Raw genomic sequence first — 22,598 nt, forward strand, 5'->3', positions numbered from 1 at the left:
CGACATAACCTTTCGTACATTTTTTCTTAACGTTTACTCCTCAGAGCTGCTGAAACACCTAATGGCGTGCTAAAAACCCCGGATGTGGTATAAAATAAGTGGTCAACAATCCACATAATTGTAAATTCCCTATGCGATAACAAGCCAGTGAAAAGATGTCCCCAGACACCATACGCTAAAAATACAACCATGATGATGGCCAAGGCATTCCCAACCACACGCCGGGTCGCTTCAAGCAAGAGGAACACAGCAATGATGCCTATCGCAACTTCCCACATTGAAAGAGGCTGAACGTAAGACATTCTCGAAGAAATTTCAGGTGCGTTAAAGACAAAATACGAATAACACCCAATGACTAAGAGAAGCAGAATGTAATCGTACCAAGGAATCGTCGATTGTTTTTTCCTTTTTAAAGGACGGTAAAGGGCAAAGGTAAGCAGTAGTGCAAAGGTTAAATGGGCTGACCTTTGTAGAATTGACTCAAACACTCCAAAAAATGCTGTATACAAGTGAAACAAAGACATCGAAACCGCGATGAGTGCAACGACGACATTTGCAATCCCTGTTAAGTCTCTCTTTTTTGAAAGCAGCAATTGATCGTCTGCTTGTGCCTCCTTCTCGGTTTGTCCATTAGAAAGAGATTTGTTAGATGGTGAGGTCATGTTCTATCCCCCTTTTTTAATAAAGGGATGGAAACTGCCTCCCACCCCTTGTGCTATATTACTCTTGTAGGGCCCCTATTTCTTCGTAATATCTTTCCGCCCCAGGGTGCAAAGGCCCAACATTGTTTTCTACGGAATATTCGGCATCAAACACATCCAGTGTGCTTGAGAGCTGCGACCATTGACCAGCATTCTCCACAATCATTTTTGTTAACTCATAGCCCACGTCTTCATCAATTAATTCGTTATTGGCCAGAAGAACGGTATAACCCGCTGTAGTAAGAACATCCTCTTCGATTCCGCTGTAAGTGCCGCCTTCAATCGTATGCTCGAGGTATCCTGGGTTAAGCTCATTAAGGCCTTCCACCACATCTTCTTCAAGTGGGATTAAGCGAACACCTAGTGTCGTGTCAAGCTCCTGAACGGTGGGAACAGGGGCGGCAAGCATACCGACAAATGCGTCAATATGACCATCACGCATGAGATCACCAGCTTCTGCTGTTCCTGTGTATTCGATATGCTCTAGGTCATCATAGTCCATTCCGACGGCTTCAAGAATATCGATGAAAGCAAGCTCACCGCTGTACCCTTTAATCCCCGGGCTCACTCGCTTTCCAGCAAGATCTAGTACACTTTCGATATCAGAACTTTCAGGTACTATAATATGCATGACGTTTGGATATAGAGTCGCTAGCGTACTGACATTTTCTACTGGCTCTTCAAAGTCACGAATTCCCTCCAGTGCCTCTGGTACTGTCTGGCCGTTACTAAACCCGATGGGGTAAAGACCTTCGCCTAATCCAATTAAGTTTGAAATAGATCCTCCTTCAACAACTGTAACGGAAGAATTAGGGTACAATTCCGAAATCCCTTCACCCATCGCTCCTGACAAGGTATACCAGAGACCACCAACAGTGGCAGATCCAAAACTAAAGTCTTGCGGGGCCTCTCCGGCTGCCTGTTCCACATCAAGATCAAGGGAATCCTCTTCGCTTTCACCACTCCCTTCTGCTTCTGTTCCTCCCATTCCGTCAGCTTCTTCTGTCCCACCGCTTCCGTCATTTCCACAGGCTGCTAGCAAGAACAGCAGCACACTCAGTAAAAATATCGACAGTGTTTTTTTCATTTCAGCTTCACTCTCCAAAGAAATAGTTTGTCATGCAAACGACGATTAATAATCTGATACTAAGTTAGGGGATATTTCAAAGCGTGCGTCGGTGATTTTTTTTAGTTCCTCTACGGTAATACCTGAAGCTATTTCGACGAGATACATGGTTTCCTTTTCAAACGTAAATACTGCTTTTTCCGTCACAACCATATTAGCTTTTCGAACACCACTTCTTGGATAGCTGAGTTCTTTTACTAGTTTCGGTGTTTTGTCCTTTGACTGGTGCGTGAGGGACAGGATAATCTTCTTCGCCCCTGCGACTAAATCCATTGCGCCTCCTACACCTAAAATGTCCTTGCCCGGCACTGCCCAATTTGCGATCAATCCTGTTTCATCTACTTGTAACGCACCAAGGATTGCGGAATCAACATGGCCGCCACGAATCATGGCAAAAGAAGTGGAACTATTAAACAAAGAGGCTCCTGGGATAATCGTGATCGGTTCTTTGCTTGCACTGATGATATCCATATCAATCTCATCATCAGGAGGGGTGGGGCCGATACCCAATAAACCGTTTTCAGATTGTAAATAGATATCCTTGTCCCCTAAATAATCGGGGATCATCGTTGGTATACCGACTCCCAAGTTGACAACTTCACCATCTTGAAGCTCTTTTGCTACTCTCTGTGCGATTTTGACTCGATCTGGTGCTGCTGTCTTGCTCAACATAGCGTCCTCCTTTCTTCATATATTTGTCGTTTGTCACCACATAGTCTACATAGATATGAGGTGTACCAATGTCTTCAGGAACAATCTCACCAGGCTCAACGATTTCATCCACTTCTGCAATGACTATCTCTCCTGCTGTAGCTATTTCTGGGTTAAAGTTCATTGCGGTTTTATGGTAATAAAGATTGCCCATTGTATCCGCTTTCAAAGCTTTGACTAAAGAAACATCTCCTTTAATAGCTTGTTCCAAGACGTAAGGCTCCCCATCAAACTCACGAACTTCCTTTCCTTCAGCCAGCTTCGTTCCTACAGCCGTTCTTGTAAAATAGGCTGCAATTCCTGCCCCCCCTGCTCTAAGCGACTCAGCTAATGTGCCCTGAGGAATTAATTCAATTTCTAATTCATTTGCGGACCAAGCTTTGACGGCATCTCTGTTGGTGGTGAAGTAAGAACCCATCGCTTTTTTTAATTGTTTAGAGACGAGCAGCTTTCCCAGACCTCTGCCTTCTTCTCCAAGATTATTACTGACTACCGTTAATTCTTTGACATCATGTTCTAGTAAAGAATCGATTAATGTCAACGGCGAGCCCGATAAACCAAACCCTCCAACAAGTAGGATGTCTCCTGTTTTGATTTTCTTCACCGCTTCTTCTGGCGTCAATCGTTTCTTCATCCCCTGACCCCCTTAACTGTTAATGTTGCTATGTAGGTAAAAAAACGACGCTACTATTGACATGATGAACATTATTTTGTACGATTATCGTACAAAGTTTTGCTATACGTACAACTTACAGTTAATATATTATAAGGGGCGGTTTGGTTTGTCAAGATATAATTTAGAAAACAACCATAATTCTAATATAGATTCGACCACAAACGAGAGGAAATCGAGCGATTATCTAAAGACACTTGAACGAGGCCTGGAGGTTATCAAATCTTTTAAAGATAGCCCGCATTTAACCATCAGTGAATCCTCCAAAATCACAGGACTGTCGCGTCCTGTAACTCGAAGGGTCTTAATCACACTGGAAACTCTTGGGTATGCAAATTCAAAAAATGGGAGGTATTCGCTCACTCCAAAAATCCTTTCCTTAGGCTATTCCTATATTTCGTCTCAGAATATCTGGGAAATCGCCACTCCGTATCTTGAAAAATTATCAGAGACTATTCAGGAGTCCAGCTCTCTAGCCACGCTGGATGCTACCGAGATTGTGTATGTAGCCCGTGTCTCTGTGAATAAAATTATGAAACATTCTTTAGGAGTTGGGACACGTTTACCAGCGCACGCTTCTTCTGTAGGAAAAGTCCTTCTAGCGTTCCTTTCTGATCATAAATTGGACCTTTATTTTCAACAGGCAGAACTTCGACCGTATACTGAAAAAACCGTCACTTCGGAGGACAAAATTCGGGAAGATTTATTGAACATACGCGAACAGGGATGGGCTTTAAGCCATGATCAGCTAGAGATGGGGCTGCTTTCGATTGCCGCTCCGATCCGAGACATTAGAGGAGAAGTAGTAGCAGCTGTAAACTGTGCCACTCACTCAGGAAGATGTAATATTAACCAGGTGGTAAATGAGTTTCTGCCTCTACTGCTGGATACAGCTGAACAGATTAGCAGCAACATCGACTTTGAAATGATCCAGTAGGTTCACTAAGAAAGCTTGAACGCCTCAAGTAGAAGCTCCTGCCTTCTCATCACGAAGCCGCAGCTGCCCTTTTTAAGTCCCTGCTTGATTTGATCCAGGCAATCACAACGATGGTTACAAAGACGGTCCAAAATACAGTTTTCCAAGCTGTTGATTCCGGAAAGTGTTCGGGCAACACTCCGAGTCCCGGGTGGGCAAGTGTTAAGACGCCTAACTTTACCCCGACCCAGCCAACAATTAAGTATGCAGCCGTCTCCAGACTTCGGCGCTTTTCAAGGAGTTTAACAAATTTCCCAGCTGCAAAACGCATGATGATAATCCCGATGATCCCTCCCGTTAGAACAACGGCAAACTGGGCCCCGTCAAGCTGTCCAACATTCGGCCAGCTTGTACTTGGAAGCGTAAGCGCTAAGGCAACAGCAGCCAAAATCGAGTCCACCGCGAAGGCAAAGTCAGCAAGCTCCACTTTTAACACCGTTCGCCAAAAGCCTGCGGGGGGTTTGATTGCCTTGGCGGACTTTGCTTTCCCCTTAATGAATTTTCGAAACAAATAATGCAGCGACAAATAGAGCAAATAAACCGCCCCGATTGCTTGAATTTGCCAAACATCAACTAGGAAAGAAATAAAAAACAAGGAGCCAAACCGGAACAGAAAGGCGCCAGCCAACCCGTAGAAGAGCGCTTTTTTTTGCTGTTTTTCAGGTAAATGACGGACCACCATTGCGAGCACAACCGCATTGTCTGCAGCAAGAATGCCTTCCAGTGCAATGAGTACAAGTAGGACCCAGCCATATTCAAGTAAGATCGGCACCTCGTTTTCTCCCCTTCATAAATAAAGACCATTTGCCTTTATTCTTCAGCAAATGGTCGATTTCTATGTAGATACGCTTTTTTTAAGATGGTGGATAAAGACGAAGGGTTTCTCCGGTCACAATCGTCGCCTGCGCGTCCAAATTATTCCAGGCAATGAGCTCTTCTACCGCCACTTCGTTTTCACGAGAAAGTTGGTAGACGGTGTCCCCAGGGGCCACTGTAACCGTTTCGTGTTCCTCAGCGTGCATAGACGCATTCGCCGGCCTCACCTCATGCTTGTCCATAAAAGCGGTGTAGGTAGGCAGCTGATCTTCTTCTAAAAAAGCCAGGGGATCGACAGACTCAGATTTCTCTATATTCCAACGCCCCTTATGCACCTCAAAGTGAAGGTGATCGCCAAAAGAGTGCCCACTGTTGCCAACCGTCCCTAGCATTGTTCCCTGGTCAACAGCTTGTCCTTCCTCGACGAATCGAACATCTAGGTGAGCATAGACGGTTTCATACCCATTAGGGTGGAGCACAAAGACGGTTTCCCCGTACGTGTCTGAGGTATAAGAGCGGCTCACGGTGCCCGCCAGTGCAGAAACCACTGGCGTTCCTTTCGCTGCGCCAATATCAATGCCAAAGTGAGAGGCATCGCGGGTACCGTATGTATCCGTGATCGTTCCTCCCGTAGGCCACGTCATTTCCTCTGGAATAGCCTTTTCTTTCTCCTCAGCCGAAGTTTTTATCGCTCCCATGAACAATAAGCCAATAAACCCTGCTAAAATCAGAGCGATCACCATTCTTTTTGCAAAGTCCACAATCCCAGTCATTGTATCCTCCTTTAAACGTTCCTCTTACAGTATATGAGAATGAACGCCAAAATATACCTGTAACACCTAGAGGATAGGCAAAGGAGAATTGGGGAATGCCACTCGGTCTACGTAAACTCTTTTTTCCCAACATAATCGACATCGCTAACGCCGAGCAAGTGGTTTGCTGCCCTGGCAGCAGCAAAGAAATAATCCGAAAGACGGTTGATGTAGATGAGCAATGCTGGTTGGAGACTTTCCTCATTCGCTAGTCGATTCACTTCTCGCTCGGCACGTCTTGCGCTCGTTCGGCAAACATGTAGCGCACATGCGGGTTTTGATCCTCCAGGCAGAACGAAGCGCCGAAGCGGCGGAACTTGCTCACTATGGGCATCGATCCGTCTTTCTAAAGCCTCTGTATAGTTTGTAACTATTTTACACTCGGCCTCTTCCGTCACACTGGCTAGATCGGCGCCGTAATCAAAGAGCTGGTGGGAAATGACGACAAGCTCCTCTTTTAGCTCCTCACAGCCGGCCTCTTTTAGTAGAACGATCGCCTGGCCAACAAAGCTATTCAGTTCATCGATCGCACCAATCGCCTCAATTCGTGCATCGCTCTTAGAAAGTCGTGCCCCCATGACGCTTGTTGTCCCTTTGTCCCCGCCACGCGTGTAAATATTCATTCCTTATCACCCCTTCTATGGTTTCTCTAGTAGCCGCTGGCACCATTCCATTAAGTGTTCCACGTCCTCCTGTCTCTTAAACACCCGCTCGCCCCCAGGCAGACTGGCAACAATAAGCTCGATGCCACTGTCCACCAGGGGATCAAGCCGTAGCAGCAGGTGAAGCAACGCCCCTTCTGCGAGGTGGGTCTGCACGCAGCAAGCCCACCGCGTCCTCGTTTTCGCTACGAGAATGCGGGTATTCAGAACATTGTGCCACTCAAGCATAGGACTCTCATCAAAAACGATATGCGTCGCTTTTTGGAAGACGTCGTCCGTCAGCTGGTTTGTGGCAAGGCGCCAACCGGCTCCTAATTCTAAGTGAAAGCCTTGATTGCTTTCTTCCACGCCGATTTTCGCCTTCTGCGAGTGGATCCATCTTTCTTCTTTTGGGCGGATCGAAAACAGGCGCGTCCCTTTTTCCGGGTGAAAAAACGGGATGAATGATGTCTGATAAAGACATTCCATTCGCTCCGTCGTCAGCACCTCGTGTGGCGTACCGATCGCCTCAATCTCCCCGTCTTTTAAACCGAGAATCTCATCACAGTAGAGGGCCGCCATATTAACATCGTGTAAGATCGCAACCACAGTCAATTCATTCTTTGTAACCAGCGCTCGCAAATAATCGAGAAGCTGGACTTGGTGAGCCAAATCAAGGTGATTCGTTGGCTCATCCAAGAGAAGAATTTTCGGTTCCTGTGTAAGCGCCCTTGCAAGCCAGACGCGCTGCCGCTCTCCTCCGCTTAGCGTCATCAGACCAAACGAAGCCAATTCCGCCACGCCCGTTTCCTGCATCGCTTTCCTAATACTTGTTCGATCGCGTTCATTTAAACGCTGCAACAGCCCGTTTTTATGAGCGTAGCGGCCGAGCTCGACCGCTTCATAGACCGATGTATCAAAGGCCCCCAGTGATTCCTGAGCGAGTACCGCTACTGTTCGGGCAAGCTCTTTGGAAGAATAGTCTTTGAGGTCACGCCCGTTCAGGCTAATGGTGTCCCTGCTTTGTTTGTGCAGACCACTCAGCGCATGAAGCAAGGTCGTTTTCCCGCTTCCATTCGCCCCTACAACCCCAAGAAAACGCCCTTTGTTTACGTGAAAAGACAGTGACTGAAGCACACGCTGAGTGCCGTAGCTCACCGACAGATCGTTCACTTCGATCACGCCACATGCCCCCTTTTTTTCTGCTTGTTGTTTTTATAGAGAAGGTAGCCAAACAGCGGGGCACCAACAAGCGCCGTGACAACCCCAATCGGCAATTCCGTCGGTGCAACCACCGTTCTCGCCGAGAAGTCCGCAAGCACGAGAAACCCTCCGCCAGCCAGGGCAGAGAGAGGGAGAAGATCTTGATGGTTAGGCCCCCAAATGAGGCGTGTCATATGAGGAACCACAAGTCCAACAAAGCCGATCGTTCCTGAAACCGCTACGGCACTGCCCGTTAGAATCGTCGCACCCATCAGGATGACGTATTTTCGTTTCGTGACGTTCACCCCTAGCTGACGTGCCGTCTCCTCGCCGTACATTAACGCATTTAATTCCATGCGGCAAACGAAGAGCAGCGCAAAACCGAGCACAAAGAACGGGAGGAGGATGCCGACATAGGACCAGCCCCTCAGCGCGACGCTGCCCATGAGCCAACTGATGACCTGGCGCAGCTCATCGCCTGACATTGCAATTAAAAGCGATAGCCACGCTCCGAGAAAGGAGGAAACAATGATTCCTGCAAGCACGACCGTTTCGTTGCTAAGGGTGCGGTTGACGGCCCGGGTGAAAGAGAGCACGGCCACAAGTGTAGCAAACCCAGAACCCATGGCGACCACTGGGAGAGTGAACGCGTTGAGGAACGGAAGGTTAAGGCCAAAAAAGATCACCGCCACGGCGCCGAGGGCAGATCCGGAGGAGACCCCAAGCGTATACGGGTCGGCAAGCGGATTGCGCAAAAGACCTTGAAAAGCCGCTCCAGCGACGGCGAGCGAAGCGCCGACCACCAGAGCCAGCATGACGCGAGGCAGGCGTATATGGAGGACAATCTGGACATACCGAGTGTCCACCTCAGCACCAAGTGGCACGTGCAGGCCTTCTTGCAACAGAATGGTGACCACCGTCGAAAAGGGAAGCTGAACGCTTCCCCATCTTATGGCAGTTATGACGGCAAGGAATACAAAAAGGCTGACGAGTGCGTAAGCAAGAGGACGATTACTCAGCAAATTCCTCTGGGTAAATGAGTCGTGCAAGTTCTTCAGCCCCTTCCGCGAGGCGCGGGCCTGTGCGGCTGAGTACATCTGGGTCTTCAACTTCGTAGACGTCTTCTTCCGCCACCGCACGTACATATTCAAGCGTCGTGCGCTCCATGATATCGTCCGCAGAAGCGGTGGTGACAATCACTTCTGGATCAGCGTTGACAACATTTTCTTCATCGATTTGCGCGAAGTCCATTTCGGATTCAACGTTCCCGGCCGCATTTTCAGCACCAATATGCTCAAGTAACTCATCAATAAATGAACCATCGGCAGCTACGAACATATCCCCCACTTCGTAAAGAACAGATTTCACATCGCCGTCGCTAATCTCTCCGGCTGTTTCACTTAAGGAGGCGAATTGTTCCTGCATATCCGCAACAATGGCCTCTGCCTCCGATGGACGATCAAGCAACTCTGCGATTTCATGGATCACCTCGTACGTTTCTTCAATCGACGTCGCTTCAGGCACCACATAGACAGGAATCCCCGCATCGCGAAGCTGATCGCGTCCATCACTGGCAAACGTTTCATGCGAGAGCACAAGGTCGGGATCGAGCTCAACCACAGCTTCCACGTCGGTTTCAAAGGCTTCCGTTGTGACCGGCTCCACCTCCTCCACTTCCTCAGGATAGGAATCATATAAGGCTCGTCCAACCAGTGCGTCCCCTTCGTCAAGCGCATAGATCGTCTCTGTATTGCTAGGCGCAAACGATACCACCGTCTCTGGATCCGCTTCAATCGTCATTTCTTCTCCCAAGGCATCGGTGACCGTCAGCGGATAGTCGACGTCTGCCGCTTCTGGCTCCTCAGCGGGAACGTCTGCTCCTTCTTCGTTGTTCACCTCTGGGTCCAACTCATCATTGCCACAGGCTGCAAGCACCACTACGGCAGCCGCAGGCACTACCCATTTCTTCATTTTTCTCCCCCACTTTGTGTCTCATTTGATTTACTACAGTGAATACATCCAGATGAGCGTGATCCAAAATCAGGATTTCTTAGTCTTCCAAAATTCTCGCTTCTGGACAACCCACCTCCGCTTTTCTTGATCCAGCTACAGCGCCCACTCGCTCGAGGTTTCTTCACGCCGCCAGTTCAAGTCAAGGGCGGACTTGATCTGCCGTCGCTCCAGAACTTGTCGCTCGTACTCAGGGCGCCTCCGCTTTTCTTGATCTAGCTGCGGTGGGTAGAAGCTCGAGATTTTTCAGTCCTGACGCGAAATCCAAGACCGGGATTTCTTTGTCAGGCCTTCCAAAATTCTCGCTTCTGATCAACCCACCTCCGCTTTTCTTGATCCAGCTGCGGCGCCCACTCGCTCGAGGTTTCTTCACGCCGCCAGTTCAAGTCAAGGGCGGACTTGATCTGCCGTCGCTCCAGAACTTGTCGCTCGTACCCAGGGCGCCTCCGCTTTTCTACCCAAAAACGCACTCTAAGAAAAGAATTAGAGTGCGTCCGCCATGATAGAGATCTCCCTACCTATTTGGTCGCAATCTCTACCCCTCGAGAGATTGGTTCTGTTCATCCTGTATGGCAGGTCTTCTGACTTTCCTTCTCACTTCAGAAGGATTACAGTGGCGGGACCGTGTCGGATTTTCACCAACTTCCCCTGCGAAGCAGGCCTAGCCTGCATCCATACAAACGTTTCACTTTTTCCTAGTATACTACAGCAGCAGGCAAAAACCATCATTCTGTTCCGTGTCAACTACCCACCACTTATTGACCTGGCGAACTGATTGAAGTGGGAGGCTTGTGACTAGCCGCCAATAGTGCAAACGGTCAAGACCTCCTACCTTAGAGTGGCGTCACATTAGGGCAGGTTGACAGCTACCCAACAGGCCGAAACCGTTGCTTTCAACAATTGAACTTGCGCTAGCGTCGGGTTAACTTTTACTCTGGCTGTAATTGTAAGCTCCATTGACGTTTGACCACCTTCACTAGTGTATTTTAATTATACCATTAGTGACTAGTGTTGATAGATAGAAAGCAGGAAGGCTGAGCAAAAGCGCATTCTTCCCCGCCGCCTACTCACTGTTCCGTATGAAACAAGATTTATCGATCCCTTTCGTCAGAGACGCTTAGATTTCGCGGAAGCGTAAACGTGAACGTTGTTCCTTCGCCGATTTTGCTATGAACGCTTAACTCTCCTTTATGGGCATCAACAATGTTCTTCGCGATCGCCAGACCAAGGCCTGTCCCTCCGCGGCTTCTTGTCCGTGCTTTGTCCGCTTTGTAAAAACGCTCAAAAACGTATGGCAGGTCTTCCTCCGGGATGCCTGTCCCTGTATCAATGACGGAGAAAATCAGCGACTGCTCACTTATGCGGACGTCCAACGTGACCTGACCGCCCTCTTCTGTATGGCGAATGGCATTGCTCATTAGATTTGTCAGCACCTGCTCAATCCGGTCGGGGTCAAAAACAACCGTTCCTTCAATCTTCTCGCCGGATAAGTCGACCGCTACCCCGTAGTCCTTGGCGTAGGTCGCAAATTTCCGGACAATTCGACTCGCGAAATCAGAGAGATTCAGCTCTTCCTGATACAGTTCAATAAACCCGGCTTCCATCCGTGCGATATCAAGCAGTTCATTGACCAAGCGCCCCATGCGCAGAGATTCATCGTAGATAATTTTTGCCACTTCCTTGTGGTCTTCCTCCGATTCCATGACGCCATCAACCATTGCTTCACTATAGCCTTGCAGCATCGAAATCGGCGTGCGCAGCTCGTGGGAGACGTTGGCAATAAAGTCTTTTCTGAGTTTATCGTGACGCCGTTCCTCCGTCACATCACGAATAACCGCTACTGCTCCGCGAATCGTCTCTCCCTCATAAAGAGGTGCCATTAAGATCGCCCAACTGCGTCCTTGAATGGTATGCTCAATCAACTGCTCTTTCTCTTGATCCACCACTTCTTCAAACATCCTGTGCAGCGCCTCTGGCAGCCTCTCCGGAACGACTTGACTGCCTGAACCTTGTTCATAAAACCAAGAAACAAAAAAGCGCTCGGCCTGCGGATTGGTCAACACGACATTGCCTTTTCGGTCAAGCGTAATGACCCCATCCGCCATGCTGACAAGAATATGAGAGAGCTGCTCCTTTTCCTGATTCAGCTCAGTGATGTTTCGGTTAAGCTCCCGTCGCATGCGGTTAAAGGCGATGGCGAGCTGACCAATTTCATCATAGGTTAAAATCGGAACCTTTGTATGAAACTGTCCTTCTGCCACTTCAAGGGCTGCCTGACGCATTTTTCTGAGCGGCGCGGTGACGCGGCTTGAGAGGAAGAAGGCAAAAAAGGTTGTTAAGACGAGCGCGATCCCTGCAGAAAAATAAACAATCTGCCTTGTTTCGCTTGAAGTCTCTTCCACAGCTGAAAGTGGCTGGTATAGAAACGCTCCGCTACTCGGCGGGGCCCCCTCGCCAAGAGGGACTCCGACAATCATAATCTCTGCCTCTTCACTCGCTCCACCAAGCAACTGGTAGCTTCCCTCAGTTACGACCCGCTCCCCTTCTTCAAGCACGTCGTTGGCAAGAGCTCCTTCAAGAAAGGTTTCAGGTGCAAGCCTCCACTCTTGAAGTCCCTCTGCACTCCACGCCTTGAGGCCATCTTCGACAATCACAATATTGGCATCAAAGGTTTCGCTGTACTCATTAAGCAGCGTTGTGGTTGTGTCCTCATCGTGCGCATTATAAATGCTTATCGCCATATCGGCATAATTGCCGAGCTGCGTCTCCGCTTTATTTAAGTTAAAATTTTCAAGCGACCGCAGCAGCATCACCATCAAAATCGTAAGGACGACGGTGACAAGCAGTAAAATGGTAAACCACAGCTTGCCAACTACGCTATGCCAAAACATTACCCTCGCTGCGCCTCAAACTTGTAGCCAACGCCCCACACCGTTGAAATAATCGCCGATACCTCGGGAGAAACGCGGTTCAGCTTTTCGCGAAGACGTTTAATATGCGTATCGACCGTACGTAGGTCGCCGAAAAACTCATAGTTCCAGACATCTTTTAATAGCTGCTCACGAGAAAAGACCTTGTCTGGCGATTGAGCCAGATAATAAAGAAGCTCGTACTCTTTCGGGGTCAGACCAATTTCGGTTCCGTCCACGCTTACTCGGTGAGCGTCGTTATCGATCGTCAATGGACCAAAAACAAGCAAGTCCTTTGTCTGTGTGTCGGTTTGCAGGAATTTTGTCGCTGACGCGCGGCGCAGCATCGCTTTGACTCGGAGGACAACCTCACGGGGACTGAATGGTTTCACAATATAGTCATCGGCCCCAACTTCAAAGCCCTGCACGCGGTTGGCTTCCTCGCCTTTGGCCGTCAACATCATCACCGGGGTAGCTTTTGTCTTGCGGAGCTCCTGGCACATTTCCACGCCGTCCATGCCAGGCATCATCACATCAAGAAGGATCAGATCATAATCTTTCTCAAGCGCTAGTGCCAGCGCATCCTCCCCATTGCTTGCTTCAACAGTCGCATACTCTTCACGTTCTAAATACATTTTAAGAAGCCTGCGAATCCGATCTTCGTCATCAACAATTAAAATTTCTGGCTGATAGCCCATTTATATAAGCCTCCTTGGCTTCGTTACTTTCTACTAGTAGTGTACCATGAGGAGGATTTTACTCGCCACGGATACGGTTGTGACAATCTGTGAAACCGAAAAGTGCAGGCGGGTCGAACAGAAGCGAGGATTTTGGAAGGCCTGCACTAGAAATCCCGGTCTTGGATTTCGCTGTCAGGGCGAAAAATCTCGAAGCTCCTACCCGCCGGAGCTAGATCATGAAAAGCGCAGGTGGGTCGAACAGGAGCGAGAATTTTGGAGACCTGACAGAAGAAATCCCGGCCTTGGATTTCGCTGTCAGGGCGAAAAATCTCGAAGCTTCTACCCACCGGAGCTAGATCATGAAAAGCGGAGGCGCCCTGCACACGAGCGACAAGTTCTGGAGCGACGGCAGGATCAAGCCCGGTCTTGGCTTGATCTGGCGGCGTGAAGAAACCTCGAGCGAGTGGGCGCCGGAGCTAGACATTCCGAAAAGCGGAGGCGGGCCAAGCGAGACACAAAAATGCTGCCTTTTGCGGCAGCATTTCCGTCGTCTTCCTATGCGTATGAATGCAAGCCTGCAATGACAAGGTTCACAAAGACGAGGTTAAACATAATAATCGCAAACCCAATCACACCCAGCCAAGCCGACTTCTCCCCATGCCAGTCTTTGCCGATGCGCAGATGCAAATAAGCGGCATAGAAAAGAAACGTGACAAGCGCCCATACTTCTTTCGGGTCCCATCCCCAGAAGCGAGACCAGGCAATTTGCGCCCAAATCATCGCAAAGATCAGACCGCCAAGCGCAAATACTGGGAAGCCAATCGCAATGGCCCGGTAGCTTAACTCATCAACAGAGGCTGGGTTGATGTTCTTTAGCAACGGCTGAATCAAATGAGCAAGTCGTTTGCGAGCAATGAGTCGAGAGAGCCAGTAGAGAACAAACCCAGTGATAAACGACCAAATCACGGTGTTTAAATCACTTGCCTCAATATTTCCTGGCACGTGAAAGAGCGGCTCCATTCGGTCTTCCGTTAACAATGTGCCTTCATTTGGCCCAACAAGCGCTGGCAAGTGATAGACCATTGGTGTCGCAGACTCGAGACCTTCTTCGTTCACGTAGTCAAACTCGGCCTCATAGCCAGCAGCTTGAAACCCATAAGAGGCCACAATAAAGCCGACAAAGCACATCAATCCATACATAATGATCTCAAGGATTCTCGGTTTCCAGCCTGCCCACGTCTTCCAGCTTTTTTTCTTCATATCTATCGTTCGAATCAAATAAGCAAGCCCAGCGGCAAACCCGATCGCAAGCAGCCCTTGTCCAAGTGCTGTTGTGATAATGTGAAGCTTTAGCATTAACGGCATTTGCAGCGAGGGCACGAGGGGCGAGATATCGCTCGAGAACGTCGATGCATAGGCAATTAACCCCATCACTGTCGGCATCGTAAACAAGCCAATGACACCCGCGCGGCTCGGATAAATGAAGTAAATGACGATAAACGCAAGGCTCATGGCAATGCCGAGAAACGTCATATATTCAAACATATTGCTTACAGGGGCATGGCCGGCGACAATCCAGCGAAGAACAAAATAGACAAGCGACGCCAGAAAGCCAGCAATCGTAAAGACAAAACCGACTTTACTTGAGCGGCGACCTTTGTTCTCGCCCTCCGTTCTCCGCCCAGTCAGGGATAGACCAAAGCAAATGGCTGCTCCGAGAAAAAGAAAGAAAGCAACCACCAAAAAATTCATACTTAACGCAACCATGAGAAATCCTCCTACTTCCTTTAGGTTTCATTGGACTGTGAACGACCGGCATTCTTCTTATCATCCATATCCTCCGGTGAGGAAATGCCGGTACCTTCAACTGCTCCGTTCACTTCTTTATGGAGAGACATCCAGTTGCGGTTTGTATGGCCGGCAAGCCACACCTCTCCATCGACACGTTGAATCCACACGCGGCGATGAGCCCAGTAGGAGCCTTGAACAAGGCCGATCATGAAAATAACGCCTCCTGCAATCAGAAGGGGGATCGTCGAATCTTTACGTACAGTTAGGATCGATACATTTTTCATCTCGACATCCATAAAGGTCATTTTGTACTCATTTTCACCTAAAGGCTCTAAGTTTTGTTGAATGCCCACAAAGCTCGTCTCCCCTTCAGGCGTTTCCGGTGTCGTCATTCGAAAGGTAAAGAACGGATTATTCGGCACACGGGAACGCGTCGCCGGTTCGTTTGCTTCGTTCATGTAGAAATCAGGAAAGTAATCCTCCACCTCTACACGGTACCCGTCGCCCATATCATAGGACGCCTGCGGATCGAGAAGATCGATGGTCATTTCCCCGAAGGTTTCTTCAGTTTCCTTGTTTTCTAACGTAAACGTCATCCGGTTTAACTCATTGAGCTTGTAATCGGTTTGATACAACGAGAACCCTTCAAACTGCATCGGATCGTTAACTCGGATTTCTTTACGATCAACCTCCTCAAGCTCCCCTTCATCGCCGATGGCTCCTGCTTCGGAGCGTTTGTACAAAATCGCATCGGTTTGAAAGGTTTCAACGACCGGTCCCTCGGTTTGCTCAAAAGCGTCTTGAAAGCGCTCATCGTCCTCGTCGTATAAATCCACTGTGAACAGCTCGTTTTCCACAACATACTCTGAGTTCGTTTCCGGCACAATGGAGCTCTCCCCATCGCGCACCCACATTTGTGTATCGACGTGCATACCGGGAAGAAAGCGTAGCATGCATCCTGTTAAAAATAAAATAAGGCCGACGTGGTTCACATAAGGGCCCCAGCGAGCAAAACGGTTTTTTTCAGCAAGAATGTTGCCACCTTCATAGCGTAGCTTATAGCGCTTTCCCTTCAATCTCGTGGCCACTTGCTCCATCGCTTCGTCCGGCTGATCAAGGGCCGTCTTCCCAAAAAGCCGCTGACGAGAAAGAAAGTGTTTATGACGCGTCACTCGCTGCGCCTTGAGCGCTTTGTAGAGCGGAACCCCTCGGTCAAAGCTTGCGACAATAATTGAGACACCGAGAGCCGCAATTAAAAGCATGTACCACCACGAGCTATACATCTCGTGGAAACCAAGCTGATAGTAAAGCTCTCCGAGGCTGCCGTACTCTCTTCCATAGTAAACCGCCGGATCTTCCAGCGGCGGTATGTACTGTCGTTGCGGGAAAACCGTGCCCATTGCTGAAGCCAAAAGCAAAATAACGATAATCGTGATGCCAATTTTCACTGAGGAAAAGAATCCCCATATCCGATCAAGAAGGGATCGCTTTTTTTTGAATGAACGGATCGCCGCCCCTTCATACCTCATATTCAGTAATTCGTTGCTATCCTGTTTGGTTAACGGTTTCCCGCAAGCCGCACAAATATCCGTGCCTTCCTTATTTTCATGGCCACACTCACACGTGATTGTTTTCATTGACGCTCTCACCTCAACTTACGTGGCTGGCACGAGTCTCTCAAAAAACCCTTCCACCATGTCTTTAGTCATTCCGCCTGTATGCACATCGATAATTTCACCAGTTTCATCAATGAGAATCGTTGTCGGCAAAGGGCTAATGCCATACGCATCGGTCACTTTCCTATCCTCGTCAATCACAATAGGGAAGGTTAAATCATAACGATTCGCAAACGCATCAACGGTTAGTTCTGTCTCATCGACATTGACCGCAACCAGCTCTACCCCTTGATCCTGGTAATCTTCATAGAGCTCTTCCATGTACGGCATTTCTCGTTTACAAGGCTCACACCAGGTTCCCCAGAAGTTCAGCATCACGCCTTTTCCTTCCATCTCGGAAAGCTGCAGACGACTTTCCTCCCTGTCGTGCAGGACAAAATCCTTTGCTTCCTGCCCAGCCCGGGCCACGCTGTGATCGGCAATAAAGTTCGCATAAAAGGTATAACCAATGGCGAGCGCCACCGCCGCCAAAATGGAAAAACGAATCAGCGATCTTCTTTTTTTCACGCGCTCTCCTCCTTTACGTGTGAACGTTTTCTTCCCATCCATTATACAGGGTTACGCCTTTTGTACAGAAGTCGGATTATGACGGTTTCGTGACAGTGAGCTCCCGAAGTTGTTTAACCTCAAAAGGCTTTAGCGGTCGTCCACCCCCTGGCTTTAATTGTTCAAGCGTCAAATGGGCATAGCGCTCACGCTTCAGCTTCATGACTGGGTGACCAATCGCCTCAAACATGCGACGCACTTGCCGGTTCCTTCCTTCATGAATGATGAGCCTGACAATGGCTGTCTGCTTGCGCTTATCGATCGACATGATTTTTGCTTTTGCCGGGGCTGTCTTGCCGTCCTCGAGCCTCAGACCCGCCTCCATTTTCTTAATCAGCTCTCGCTCGGGGATGCCTTTCACTTTAGCAATATACTCTTTTTCAATGTTGTAACGAGGGTGCATCAGCGCATTGGCAAACTCGCCGTCGTTCGTTAATAGAATCAACCCAGACGTATCATAATCAAGCCGACCAACTGGATAAATGCGTTTGTCCGTCTCTACGTAATCCGTAACTATCTGCCGATTTTTGTCATCTTTCGCAGCGGAAATCACCCCGCTTGGCTTGTACAGCAAGTAGTAAACCGGCTCCTCCCGATCAAGAGGTACCCCATCAACCTCTACCTTATCTTTAACCGGTGTGACTTTCACGCCGAGTTCCGTCACCTTTTTTCCATTCACCGTAACACGCCCAGCCGTAATTAACTCCTCCGCCTTTCGCCTTGAAGCCACACCTGCCTGGGCAATCACTTTCTGAAGTCTTTCCAAATTCCTCACCTCTTATCCTTCATCATACCGTCTGTCAGAGACCGGCACAAGTAGGGAGGAGTTTTGAGAGGGGGTGTCGAAGTGGTTTGTATTTTACAAGAGGAGGATTTAGGGAATGATACAAGTAAAGAAATCACGTGGCATCCCAAGGAACTTGCTTCAATTAGAGGCACTGCTTGCTCGCTTGCCAGAAGCACATCCGAAGAGGGAAGAAATTCGCGAGGAATTGTTCAAACGCCGAAGCGGCTATCGAGGGGAACGAACTTTGGATTTTATTTTGACGACAATGCCTCCTACAGAAAGACGCTGGCACACCTTTCATGACATTCGACTACAGCAAAAACGCTATGCTTTCCAAATTGACACTCTTCTTCTATCCATTCATTGTATAGTGCTGATGGAGGTGAAAAATTTTTCTGGTGAGGTTCATTTCGATTCTGGATCTTACCAATTTACTCGTACCAACAACAAGGGAGTACAGCGATTTTCAAACCCACTTTTCCAAGTACAAAGACAACAAACTCAGCTTGAAGCATGGCTTGACTACCACAACTTTCCACCACTCCCCGTCATTTCAATTGTCGTTTTCAGCTCTTCTCATACCATTATTACAACGAATCAGGCCGCCCATGCCCAAGCGATCTCCGTCCTTCATGCAGAAGCTCTCCCAGAAAAACTTCGCGAAATTGAATCAAAATTTAACAAGCCTTGGCTTTCTACTAACCAAGCCTCCTCCCTCATTTCATTGTTGTTGAACAACCATCAGGAACTAAGCTCAAATTGTCTAAAACGCTATCAAATCCACCCAGCTGATATTCTAACAGGCGTTACCTGCACTGCATGCCAAAGACTTAAAATGCAAAAGTCCTTAAAAAGCAAAAATTGGAGGTGCCCTCACTGTGGGCATCATTCTAAGAACGCTCATATCGCCTCTTTGCAAGATTATGCGCTTCTCATTGATCCGAGCATTAGCAACAGTGAAGCCCGCCACTTTCTAGAGGTCGACAGTCAAGCAACAGCCAGGCGAATGCTCACGAGTCTTCAACTAAAAGTGGAAGGTTCCTATAAAAACAGGCGTTATCTCTTACCTATTCCGCTTCCTGGGGCTGAATGACAAGCCTCAATCGGTCGTTGGCTTCACCTGATTGATATCCCCTTCGGCTTGAGCGGTATCCGGCTTCTCTTGAGTGGTAGTCAGCTCCTCTTGAGCGGTACTTCTCCCACTTGAGCGGTAGTCAGCTCCTCTTGAGCGATACTTCTCTCAACTTGAGCGGTATTCAGTTCCTCTTGAGCGGTATTTCTCTCAACTTGAGCGGTATTCAGTTCCTCTTGAGCGGTACTTCTCTCACTTGAGCGGTACCCGGCTCCTCTTGAGCGGTATTTCTCTCACTTGAGCGGTTTCCGGCTCCTCTTGAGCGGTGTATTCAGCTCCTCTTGATTGATATGTTCCCGTCATGCAATATCCCTATCCTTCCATAAGCCCCCCTCCCCTTCCACACCAAAAAACCGCCAGCACCACCCGGCGGTTCCCTCTCTCTCACGTCCCAAAGATAATCCCCACAATCGCCACAGCGGCGATGACCCCGACCAGATCCGCAAGCAAGCCGACCTTCAGCGCATCGCCCATTTTTTTAATCCCGACCGCTCCAAAGTAGACGGTCAGAATATAAAACGTCGTATCCGTGCTCCCTTGCAACGTAGAAGCCAAGCGCCCAATATAGGAATCTGGGCCATGCGTCGCGATCAAATCACTCATTAACGCAAGAGCGCCTGTCCCAGAAATTGGCCGCAAAATGGCGAGAGGAGCCACTTCCGCCGGCATTCCGACCAATGCGAGCGCGGGCGCGATCCCGGAGATGAGCGCGTCCATCGCACCGGACGTGCGAAACACATAGATCGCCACGAGCATGCCGACCAGGTACGGAATAATCGAAACCGCCATACCGAAACCTTCCTTCGCGCCTTCAACAAACGTTTCATAGGTCGGGACACGTTTGATCGTCGCCCAGACGACGACGGTTCCAATCAAGAGTGGAATCATCCACACGGACATCGCCGTTAGAAAACTCATCGGCGCTGCCCCCTTCGGACGCGTCGCCAGTAAAAGAAGCGATCGATGAGAATCGCTCCGATCATCGCACAGCCCGAGGCGACAATCGTTGTCGAAACAATCTCGGTAGGCGCCAGGGAATTGTAGCTCATCCTAATAGAAATGACCGTTGTCGGCACGAGAGTCAAACAAGCGGTATTGAGCGCCAGCAGCGTGATCATAGGACGGCTGGCCTCATCCTTCCCGCCGTTTAAGTCTTTAAGCTGCTCCATTGCCTTAATCCCCATCGGGGTCGCGGCGTTGCCAAGTCCAAAGACATTGGCGGTCATATTTGATAAAATATAGCCCATCGCCGGGTGATCTTTGGGCACATCCGGAAAGACACGACGGGCGATTGGATTCATCAACTTCGCCAGCCCCTTGAGCATTCCAGCCATTTCAGCAATTCTCATTAACCCGAGCCAAAAGGTGAGAACGCTAATCAGCCCAATGCAGATCGTCACGGCTTCTTTCGCCCCGGTAAAAACGCCTTCGGTCACTTCATTCATCGTGCCATTTATCGCCGCATAGACCAAACCAACAATCAACATCACGGCCCAGATTACATTAATCATAGCGAACGGCTCCCGTTATATGGGAAAAGAGATTCTGAAGCTTATCCCAGAAAGAGTTCTCTTCCTCAGGTGCCTCGTACAAAACCGGAGCACTGACCAACCGTTCATTGTCGTAATAAAACGTCAGTTCCCCGACCGTTTGCCCACTTTTAAGCTGGCCGTCTCTAGAAGTCGGAGGTTCATACAATGTCAGCTCATTCTCCACTTTTTTTTGTTCTTCAAAGGTAAGTGGGTAATTCACCTCGTGAGGAACGTAAATATGATCGGCATAAAACGGGTCGGAAATGCCGGTAATCGGGCCGTCATTCACGAGTCGTTCTATGTGAAAAGCATCAAATGCCCAGTTGAACATATGCATATGGTCCTCCCAGTCATTCGGATCGTTAAGCGTGACGGCAACCAAGTCTAATCCTCCTTTTGAGGCCGTTGAAACGAGGGTTCGTTTGGCTAGCTTTGTGTACCCGGTCTTCCCCCCGGTTGAATGTTCATACTTTTCGGTCAGCAATCGATTTTTGTTATGCCAGACGCGCAAGCCATTATCTTCCACGCGATAATCCTTCGTACCAGTAATTTCCTCATAGGCTTCATTTTGCATCGCATACTGCGTCAAAATCGCCATATCGTAGGCGCTGGAAAGATGATCTTCATGCGTATCAAGGCCGTGCGGGTTGCGAAAAACCGTGTTGGACATGCCAATTTCCTGCGCTTTTTCATTCATCAAATAAATAAACCCATCGAGGCTCCCGCCAACATGCTCGGCAATGGCCACCGCTGCATCATTGCCACTTCTTAGCATCAAGCCATAAACCAGATCCTCCAACTTGACCTTCTCGCCGGCACGCAAATAAAGCGAGGAACCCTCCGTCCCTTCAGCATTGCTGCTGACGGCGACCATCTCGTCCATTTGGCCGGATTCAGCAGCCAAAATGGCCGTCATTATTTTGGTCGTGCTCGCAATCTTCATTGGCTGATGCTCATTTTTCGCATAGAGCACACGCCCCGTGGATTCTTCCATAAGGATGGCTCCCTGTGCTGAGACCACAAAATTGCGCTCTGTGGCTGCGCTTGCTACAGGAGTTAAACAAATCGCTATCAACAGAGTAGCCACCCATACTTGTACGATTTTTTTTATCATGAGTCCCCCCGCCATTCCTAGCCTATTTCTATCTACCTTATGCGACCAAGCGGTCTTTATGACGAGCCTGTTTAAAAAACAAGGGTGCGGCGATACTAAAAGAAGTACTACCCCCATCAAACCTGAAAGGAATGGCTATGGCTACTGAATTGCTGACTGTCCTTTTACGCATTGTTACGATTTTCCCACTTGTGCTCACTTTGGCCTTGGTTATGGGCAAGCGCGCCATTGGTGAGATGCCCGTCTTTGATTTTCTAGTGGTTGTGATTCTCGCCTCGGTCGTCGGTGCCGACATTGCTGACCCGAATATCCATCATGGGCCAACAATACTCGCCATTATAGCCATTTGTTTGCTGCAAAGGCTTGTTTCCACATTGGCGATTCGATACCGACCGTTTGGCAAAAGGATTACCTTTGAGCCGACCGTCGTTATCGAAGACGGAAAAATTCTTACACGTAACTTAAAAGCACTGCGCTACTCTGTTGACAATGTGCTGCAGATGCTTCGAGGAGAGGGCGTGTTTCATCTCAGTGATGTGCAATTAGCGATTATCGAAGCGAGCGGCGAACTCAGCGTTTTAAAAAAACCGGCTAAAGATACACCAACGAGCGAACAACTTTCCATTCAAGTGCCAGAAAAAGCGCCCCTTTCCTATCCGCTCATTATTGACGGGAAGGTGCAGAAGGAAATGCTCCAAAAATTTGGCTTAACTGAATCAAAACCACCCGTGGTAACGGGTGGTTTGCTCTGCGGCTGAAAGC

General features: G+C 48.8%; 23 protein-coding genes and 1 riboswitch. Of the genes, 4 read left to right on the forward strand and 19 right to left on the reverse strand.

What is annotated here, in order from left to right:
• Window positions 1-26: 26 nt before the first annotated feature.
• Genes AVZ68_RS18295 through AVZ68_RS18310 form a run of 4 tightly spaced genes read right to left on the reverse strand, consistent with a single transcriptional unit; the run spans window position 27 to window position 3,172 of the window.
• Window positions 27-662 (reverse strand): hypothetical protein, encoded by a 636-nt coding sequence (locus tag AVZ68_RS18295; RefSeq protein ID WP_059106018.1) that lies wholly within the window; start codon window positions 660-662, stop codon window positions 27-29.
• Between the two features lie 58 nt (window positions 663-720).
• Window positions 721-1,788, reverse strand: a complete 1,068-nt coding sequence (locus tag AVZ68_RS18300) for a TAXI family TRAP transporter solute-binding subunit (RefSeq protein ID WP_059106019.1) — start codon at window positions 1,786-1,788, stop codon at window positions 721-723.
• 45 nt (window positions 1,789-1,833) lie between these two features.
• Window positions 1,834-2,499 (reverse strand): 3-oxoacid CoA-transferase subunit B, encoded by a 666-nt coding sequence (locus AVZ68_RS18305; RefSeq protein WP_059106020.1) that lies wholly within the window; start codon window positions 2,497-2,499, stop codon window positions 1,834-1,836.
• Window positions 2,426-3,172, reverse strand: coding sequence for a CoA transferase subunit A (locus AVZ68_RS18310; protein ID WP_059106021.1), 747 nt, complete (start codon window positions 3,170-3,172; stop codon window positions 2,426-2,428). Before AVZ68_RS18310 ends, AVZ68_RS18305 begins: the two co-directional genes overlap by 74 nt.
• A 148-nt stretch (window positions 3,173-3,320) precedes the next feature.
• Between AVZ68_RS18310 and AVZ68_RS18315 the strand changes: the two genes are divergently transcribed.
• A complete protein-coding gene (locus tag AVZ68_RS18315) occupies window positions 3,321-4,148 on the forward strand; it encodes an IclR family transcriptional regulator domain-containing protein (protein ID WP_059106022.1) in 828 nt (275 codons plus the stop codon).
• A gap of 49 nt (window positions 4,149-4,197) precedes the next feature.
• Here AVZ68_RS18315 and AVZ68_RS18320 read toward each other — a convergent pair whose 3' ends face one another.
• From AVZ68_RS18320 to AVZ68_RS18355, 8 genes are all read right to left on the reverse strand, one after another.
• Window positions 4,198-4,959 (reverse strand): TerC family protein, encoded by a 762-nt coding sequence (locus AVZ68_RS18320; protein ID WP_059106023.1) that lies wholly within the window; start codon window positions 4,957-4,959, stop codon window positions 4,198-4,200.
• 82 nt (window positions 4,960-5,041) lie between these two features.
• Complete coding sequence (locus AVZ68_RS18325; protein WP_059106024.1) at window positions 5,042-5,776, reverse strand: peptidoglycan DD-metalloendopeptidase family protein; 735 nt, start codon at window positions 5,774-5,776, stop codon at window positions 5,042-5,044.
• Window positions 5,777-5,883: 107 nt separating this feature from the next.
• Complete coding sequence (locus tag AVZ68_RS18330; RefSeq protein ID WP_059106025.1) at window positions 5,884-6,438, reverse strand: cob(I)yrinic acid a,c-diamide adenosyltransferase; 555 nt, start codon at window positions 6,436-6,438, stop codon at window positions 5,884-5,886.
• A 15-nt stretch (window positions 6,439-6,453) separates the two neighbouring features.
• Window positions 6,454-7,638, reverse strand: coding sequence for an ABC transporter ATP-binding protein (locus AVZ68_RS18335; protein WP_059106026.1), 1,185 nt, complete (start codon window positions 7,636-7,638; stop codon window positions 6,454-6,456).
• Complete coding sequence (locus AVZ68_RS18340; RefSeq protein WP_245628179.1) at window positions 7,635-8,708, reverse strand: FecCD family ABC transporter permease; 1,074 nt, start codon at window positions 8,706-8,708, stop codon at window positions 7,635-7,637. Before AVZ68_RS18340 ends, AVZ68_RS18335 begins: the two co-directional genes overlap by 4 nt.
• A complete protein-coding gene (locus tag AVZ68_RS18345; protein WP_059106028.1) occupies window positions 8,671-9,630 on the reverse strand; it encodes an ABC transporter substrate-binding protein in 960 nt (319 codons plus the stop codon). The genes AVZ68_RS18340 and AVZ68_RS18345 overlap by 38 nt, the downstream gene beginning before the upstream one ends.
• Before the next feature lie 593 nt (window positions 9,631-10,223).
• Window positions 10,224-10,361, reverse strand: a riboswitch (cobalamin riboswitch).
• Between the two features lie 399 nt (window positions 10,362-10,760).
• Entirely contained in the window at window positions 10,761-12,560 is a 1,800-nt protein-coding gene (locus AVZ68_RS18350; protein WP_059106029.1) for an ATP-binding protein, read from the reverse strand.
• Complete coding sequence (locus AVZ68_RS18355; RefSeq protein WP_059106030.1) at window positions 12,560-13,276, reverse strand: response regulator transcription factor; 717 nt, start codon at window positions 13,274-13,276, stop codon at window positions 12,560-12,562. Before AVZ68_RS18355 ends, AVZ68_RS18350 begins: the two co-directional genes overlap by 1 nt.
• 341 nt (window positions 13,277-13,617) lie before the next feature.
• Here AVZ68_RS18355 and AVZ68_RS20390 point away from each other — a divergent pair, with 341 nt between their 5' ends.
• Window positions 13,618-13,842, forward strand: coding sequence for a hypothetical protein (locus AVZ68_RS20390; protein ID WP_157404727.1), 225 nt, complete (start codon window positions 13,618-13,620; stop codon window positions 13,840-13,842).
• Here the strand turns inward: AVZ68_RS20390 and ccsB are convergent.
• From ccsB to AVZ68_RS18380, 4 genes are all read right to left on the reverse strand, one after another.
• The gene (ccsB, locus tag AVZ68_RS18365) at window positions 13,814-15,025 is read right to left on the reverse strand and encodes a c-type cytochrome biogenesis protein CcsB (protein ID WP_059106032.1); all 1,212 of its coding nucleotides are present in this window, start codon (window positions 15,023-15,025) and stop codon (window positions 13,814-13,816) included. The two genes, AVZ68_RS20390 and ccsB, sit on opposite strands and share 29 nt — an antisense overlap.
• Before the next feature lie 20 nt (window positions 15,026-15,045).
• Window positions 15,046-16,686: a cytochrome c biogenesis protein ResB gene (resB, locus tag AVZ68_RS18370; RefSeq protein WP_059106033.1), complete on the reverse strand. Its 1,641-nt coding sequence runs from the start codon at window positions 16,684-16,686 to the stop codon at window positions 15,046-15,048.
• An 18-nt stretch (window positions 16,687-16,704) separates the two neighbouring features.
• Window positions 16,705-17,232 (reverse strand): thiol-disulfide oxidoreductase ResA, encoded by a 528-nt coding sequence (resA, locus tag AVZ68_RS18375; RefSeq protein ID WP_059106034.1) that lies wholly within the window; start codon window positions 17,230-17,232, stop codon window positions 16,705-16,707.
• Between the two features lie 76 nt (window positions 17,233-17,308).
• Window positions 17,309-18,037, reverse strand: a complete 729-nt coding sequence (locus AVZ68_RS18380; protein ID WP_059106035.1) for a pseudouridine synthase — start codon at window positions 18,035-18,037, stop codon at window positions 17,309-17,311.
• A gap of 115 nt (window positions 18,038-18,152) precedes the next feature.
• Between AVZ68_RS18380 and AVZ68_RS18385 the strand changes: the two genes are divergently transcribed.
• Window positions 18,153-19,151, forward strand: coding sequence for a nuclease-related domain-containing protein (locus AVZ68_RS18385; RefSeq protein ID WP_059106036.1), 999 nt, complete (start codon window positions 18,153-18,155; stop codon window positions 19,149-19,151).
• 423 nt (window positions 19,152-19,574) lie between these two features.
• Here the strand turns inward: AVZ68_RS18385 and AVZ68_RS18390 are convergent, their stop codons facing one another.
• From AVZ68_RS18390 to AVZ68_RS18400, 3 genes are read right to left on the reverse strand one after another with little or no spacing between them, the layout of a single operon-like run.
• Window positions 19,575-20,108 carry a spore maturation protein gene (locus AVZ68_RS18390; protein ID WP_059106037.1) on the reverse strand — a complete coding sequence of 178 codons (534 nt, stop codon included), beginning with the start codon at window positions 20,106-20,108 and terminating at the stop codon, window positions 19,575-19,577.
• The gene (locus tag AVZ68_RS18395; protein ID WP_059106038.1) at window positions 20,105-20,701 is read right to left on the reverse strand and encodes a nucleoside recognition domain-containing protein; all 597 of its coding nucleotides are present in this window, start codon (window positions 20,699-20,701) and stop codon (window positions 20,105-20,107) included. The genes AVZ68_RS18390 and AVZ68_RS18395 overlap by 4 nt, the downstream gene beginning before the upstream one ends.
• Window positions 20,694-21,836: a D-alanyl-D-alanine carboxypeptidase family protein gene (locus AVZ68_RS18400; RefSeq protein ID WP_059106039.1), complete on the reverse strand. Its 1,143-nt coding sequence runs from the start codon at window positions 21,834-21,836 to the stop codon at window positions 20,694-20,696. Before AVZ68_RS18400 ends, AVZ68_RS18395 begins: the two co-directional genes overlap by 8 nt.
• A gap of 137 nt (window positions 21,837-21,973) precedes the next feature.
• On the opposite strand from AVZ68_RS18400, the gene AVZ68_RS18405 reads away from it, so the two are divergent.
• Complete coding sequence (locus AVZ68_RS18405) at window positions 21,974-22,594, forward strand: DUF421 domain-containing protein (protein ID WP_059106040.1); 621 nt, start codon at window positions 21,974-21,976, stop codon at window positions 22,592-22,594.
• The last annotated feature ends 4 nt before the right edge of the window (window positions 22,595-22,598 follow it).

It is taken from the genome of Shouchella shacheensis, from assembly GCF_001484965.1.
Lineage (GTDB): Bacteria > Bacillota > Bacilli > Bacillales > Bacillaceae_D > Shouchella > Shouchella shacheensis.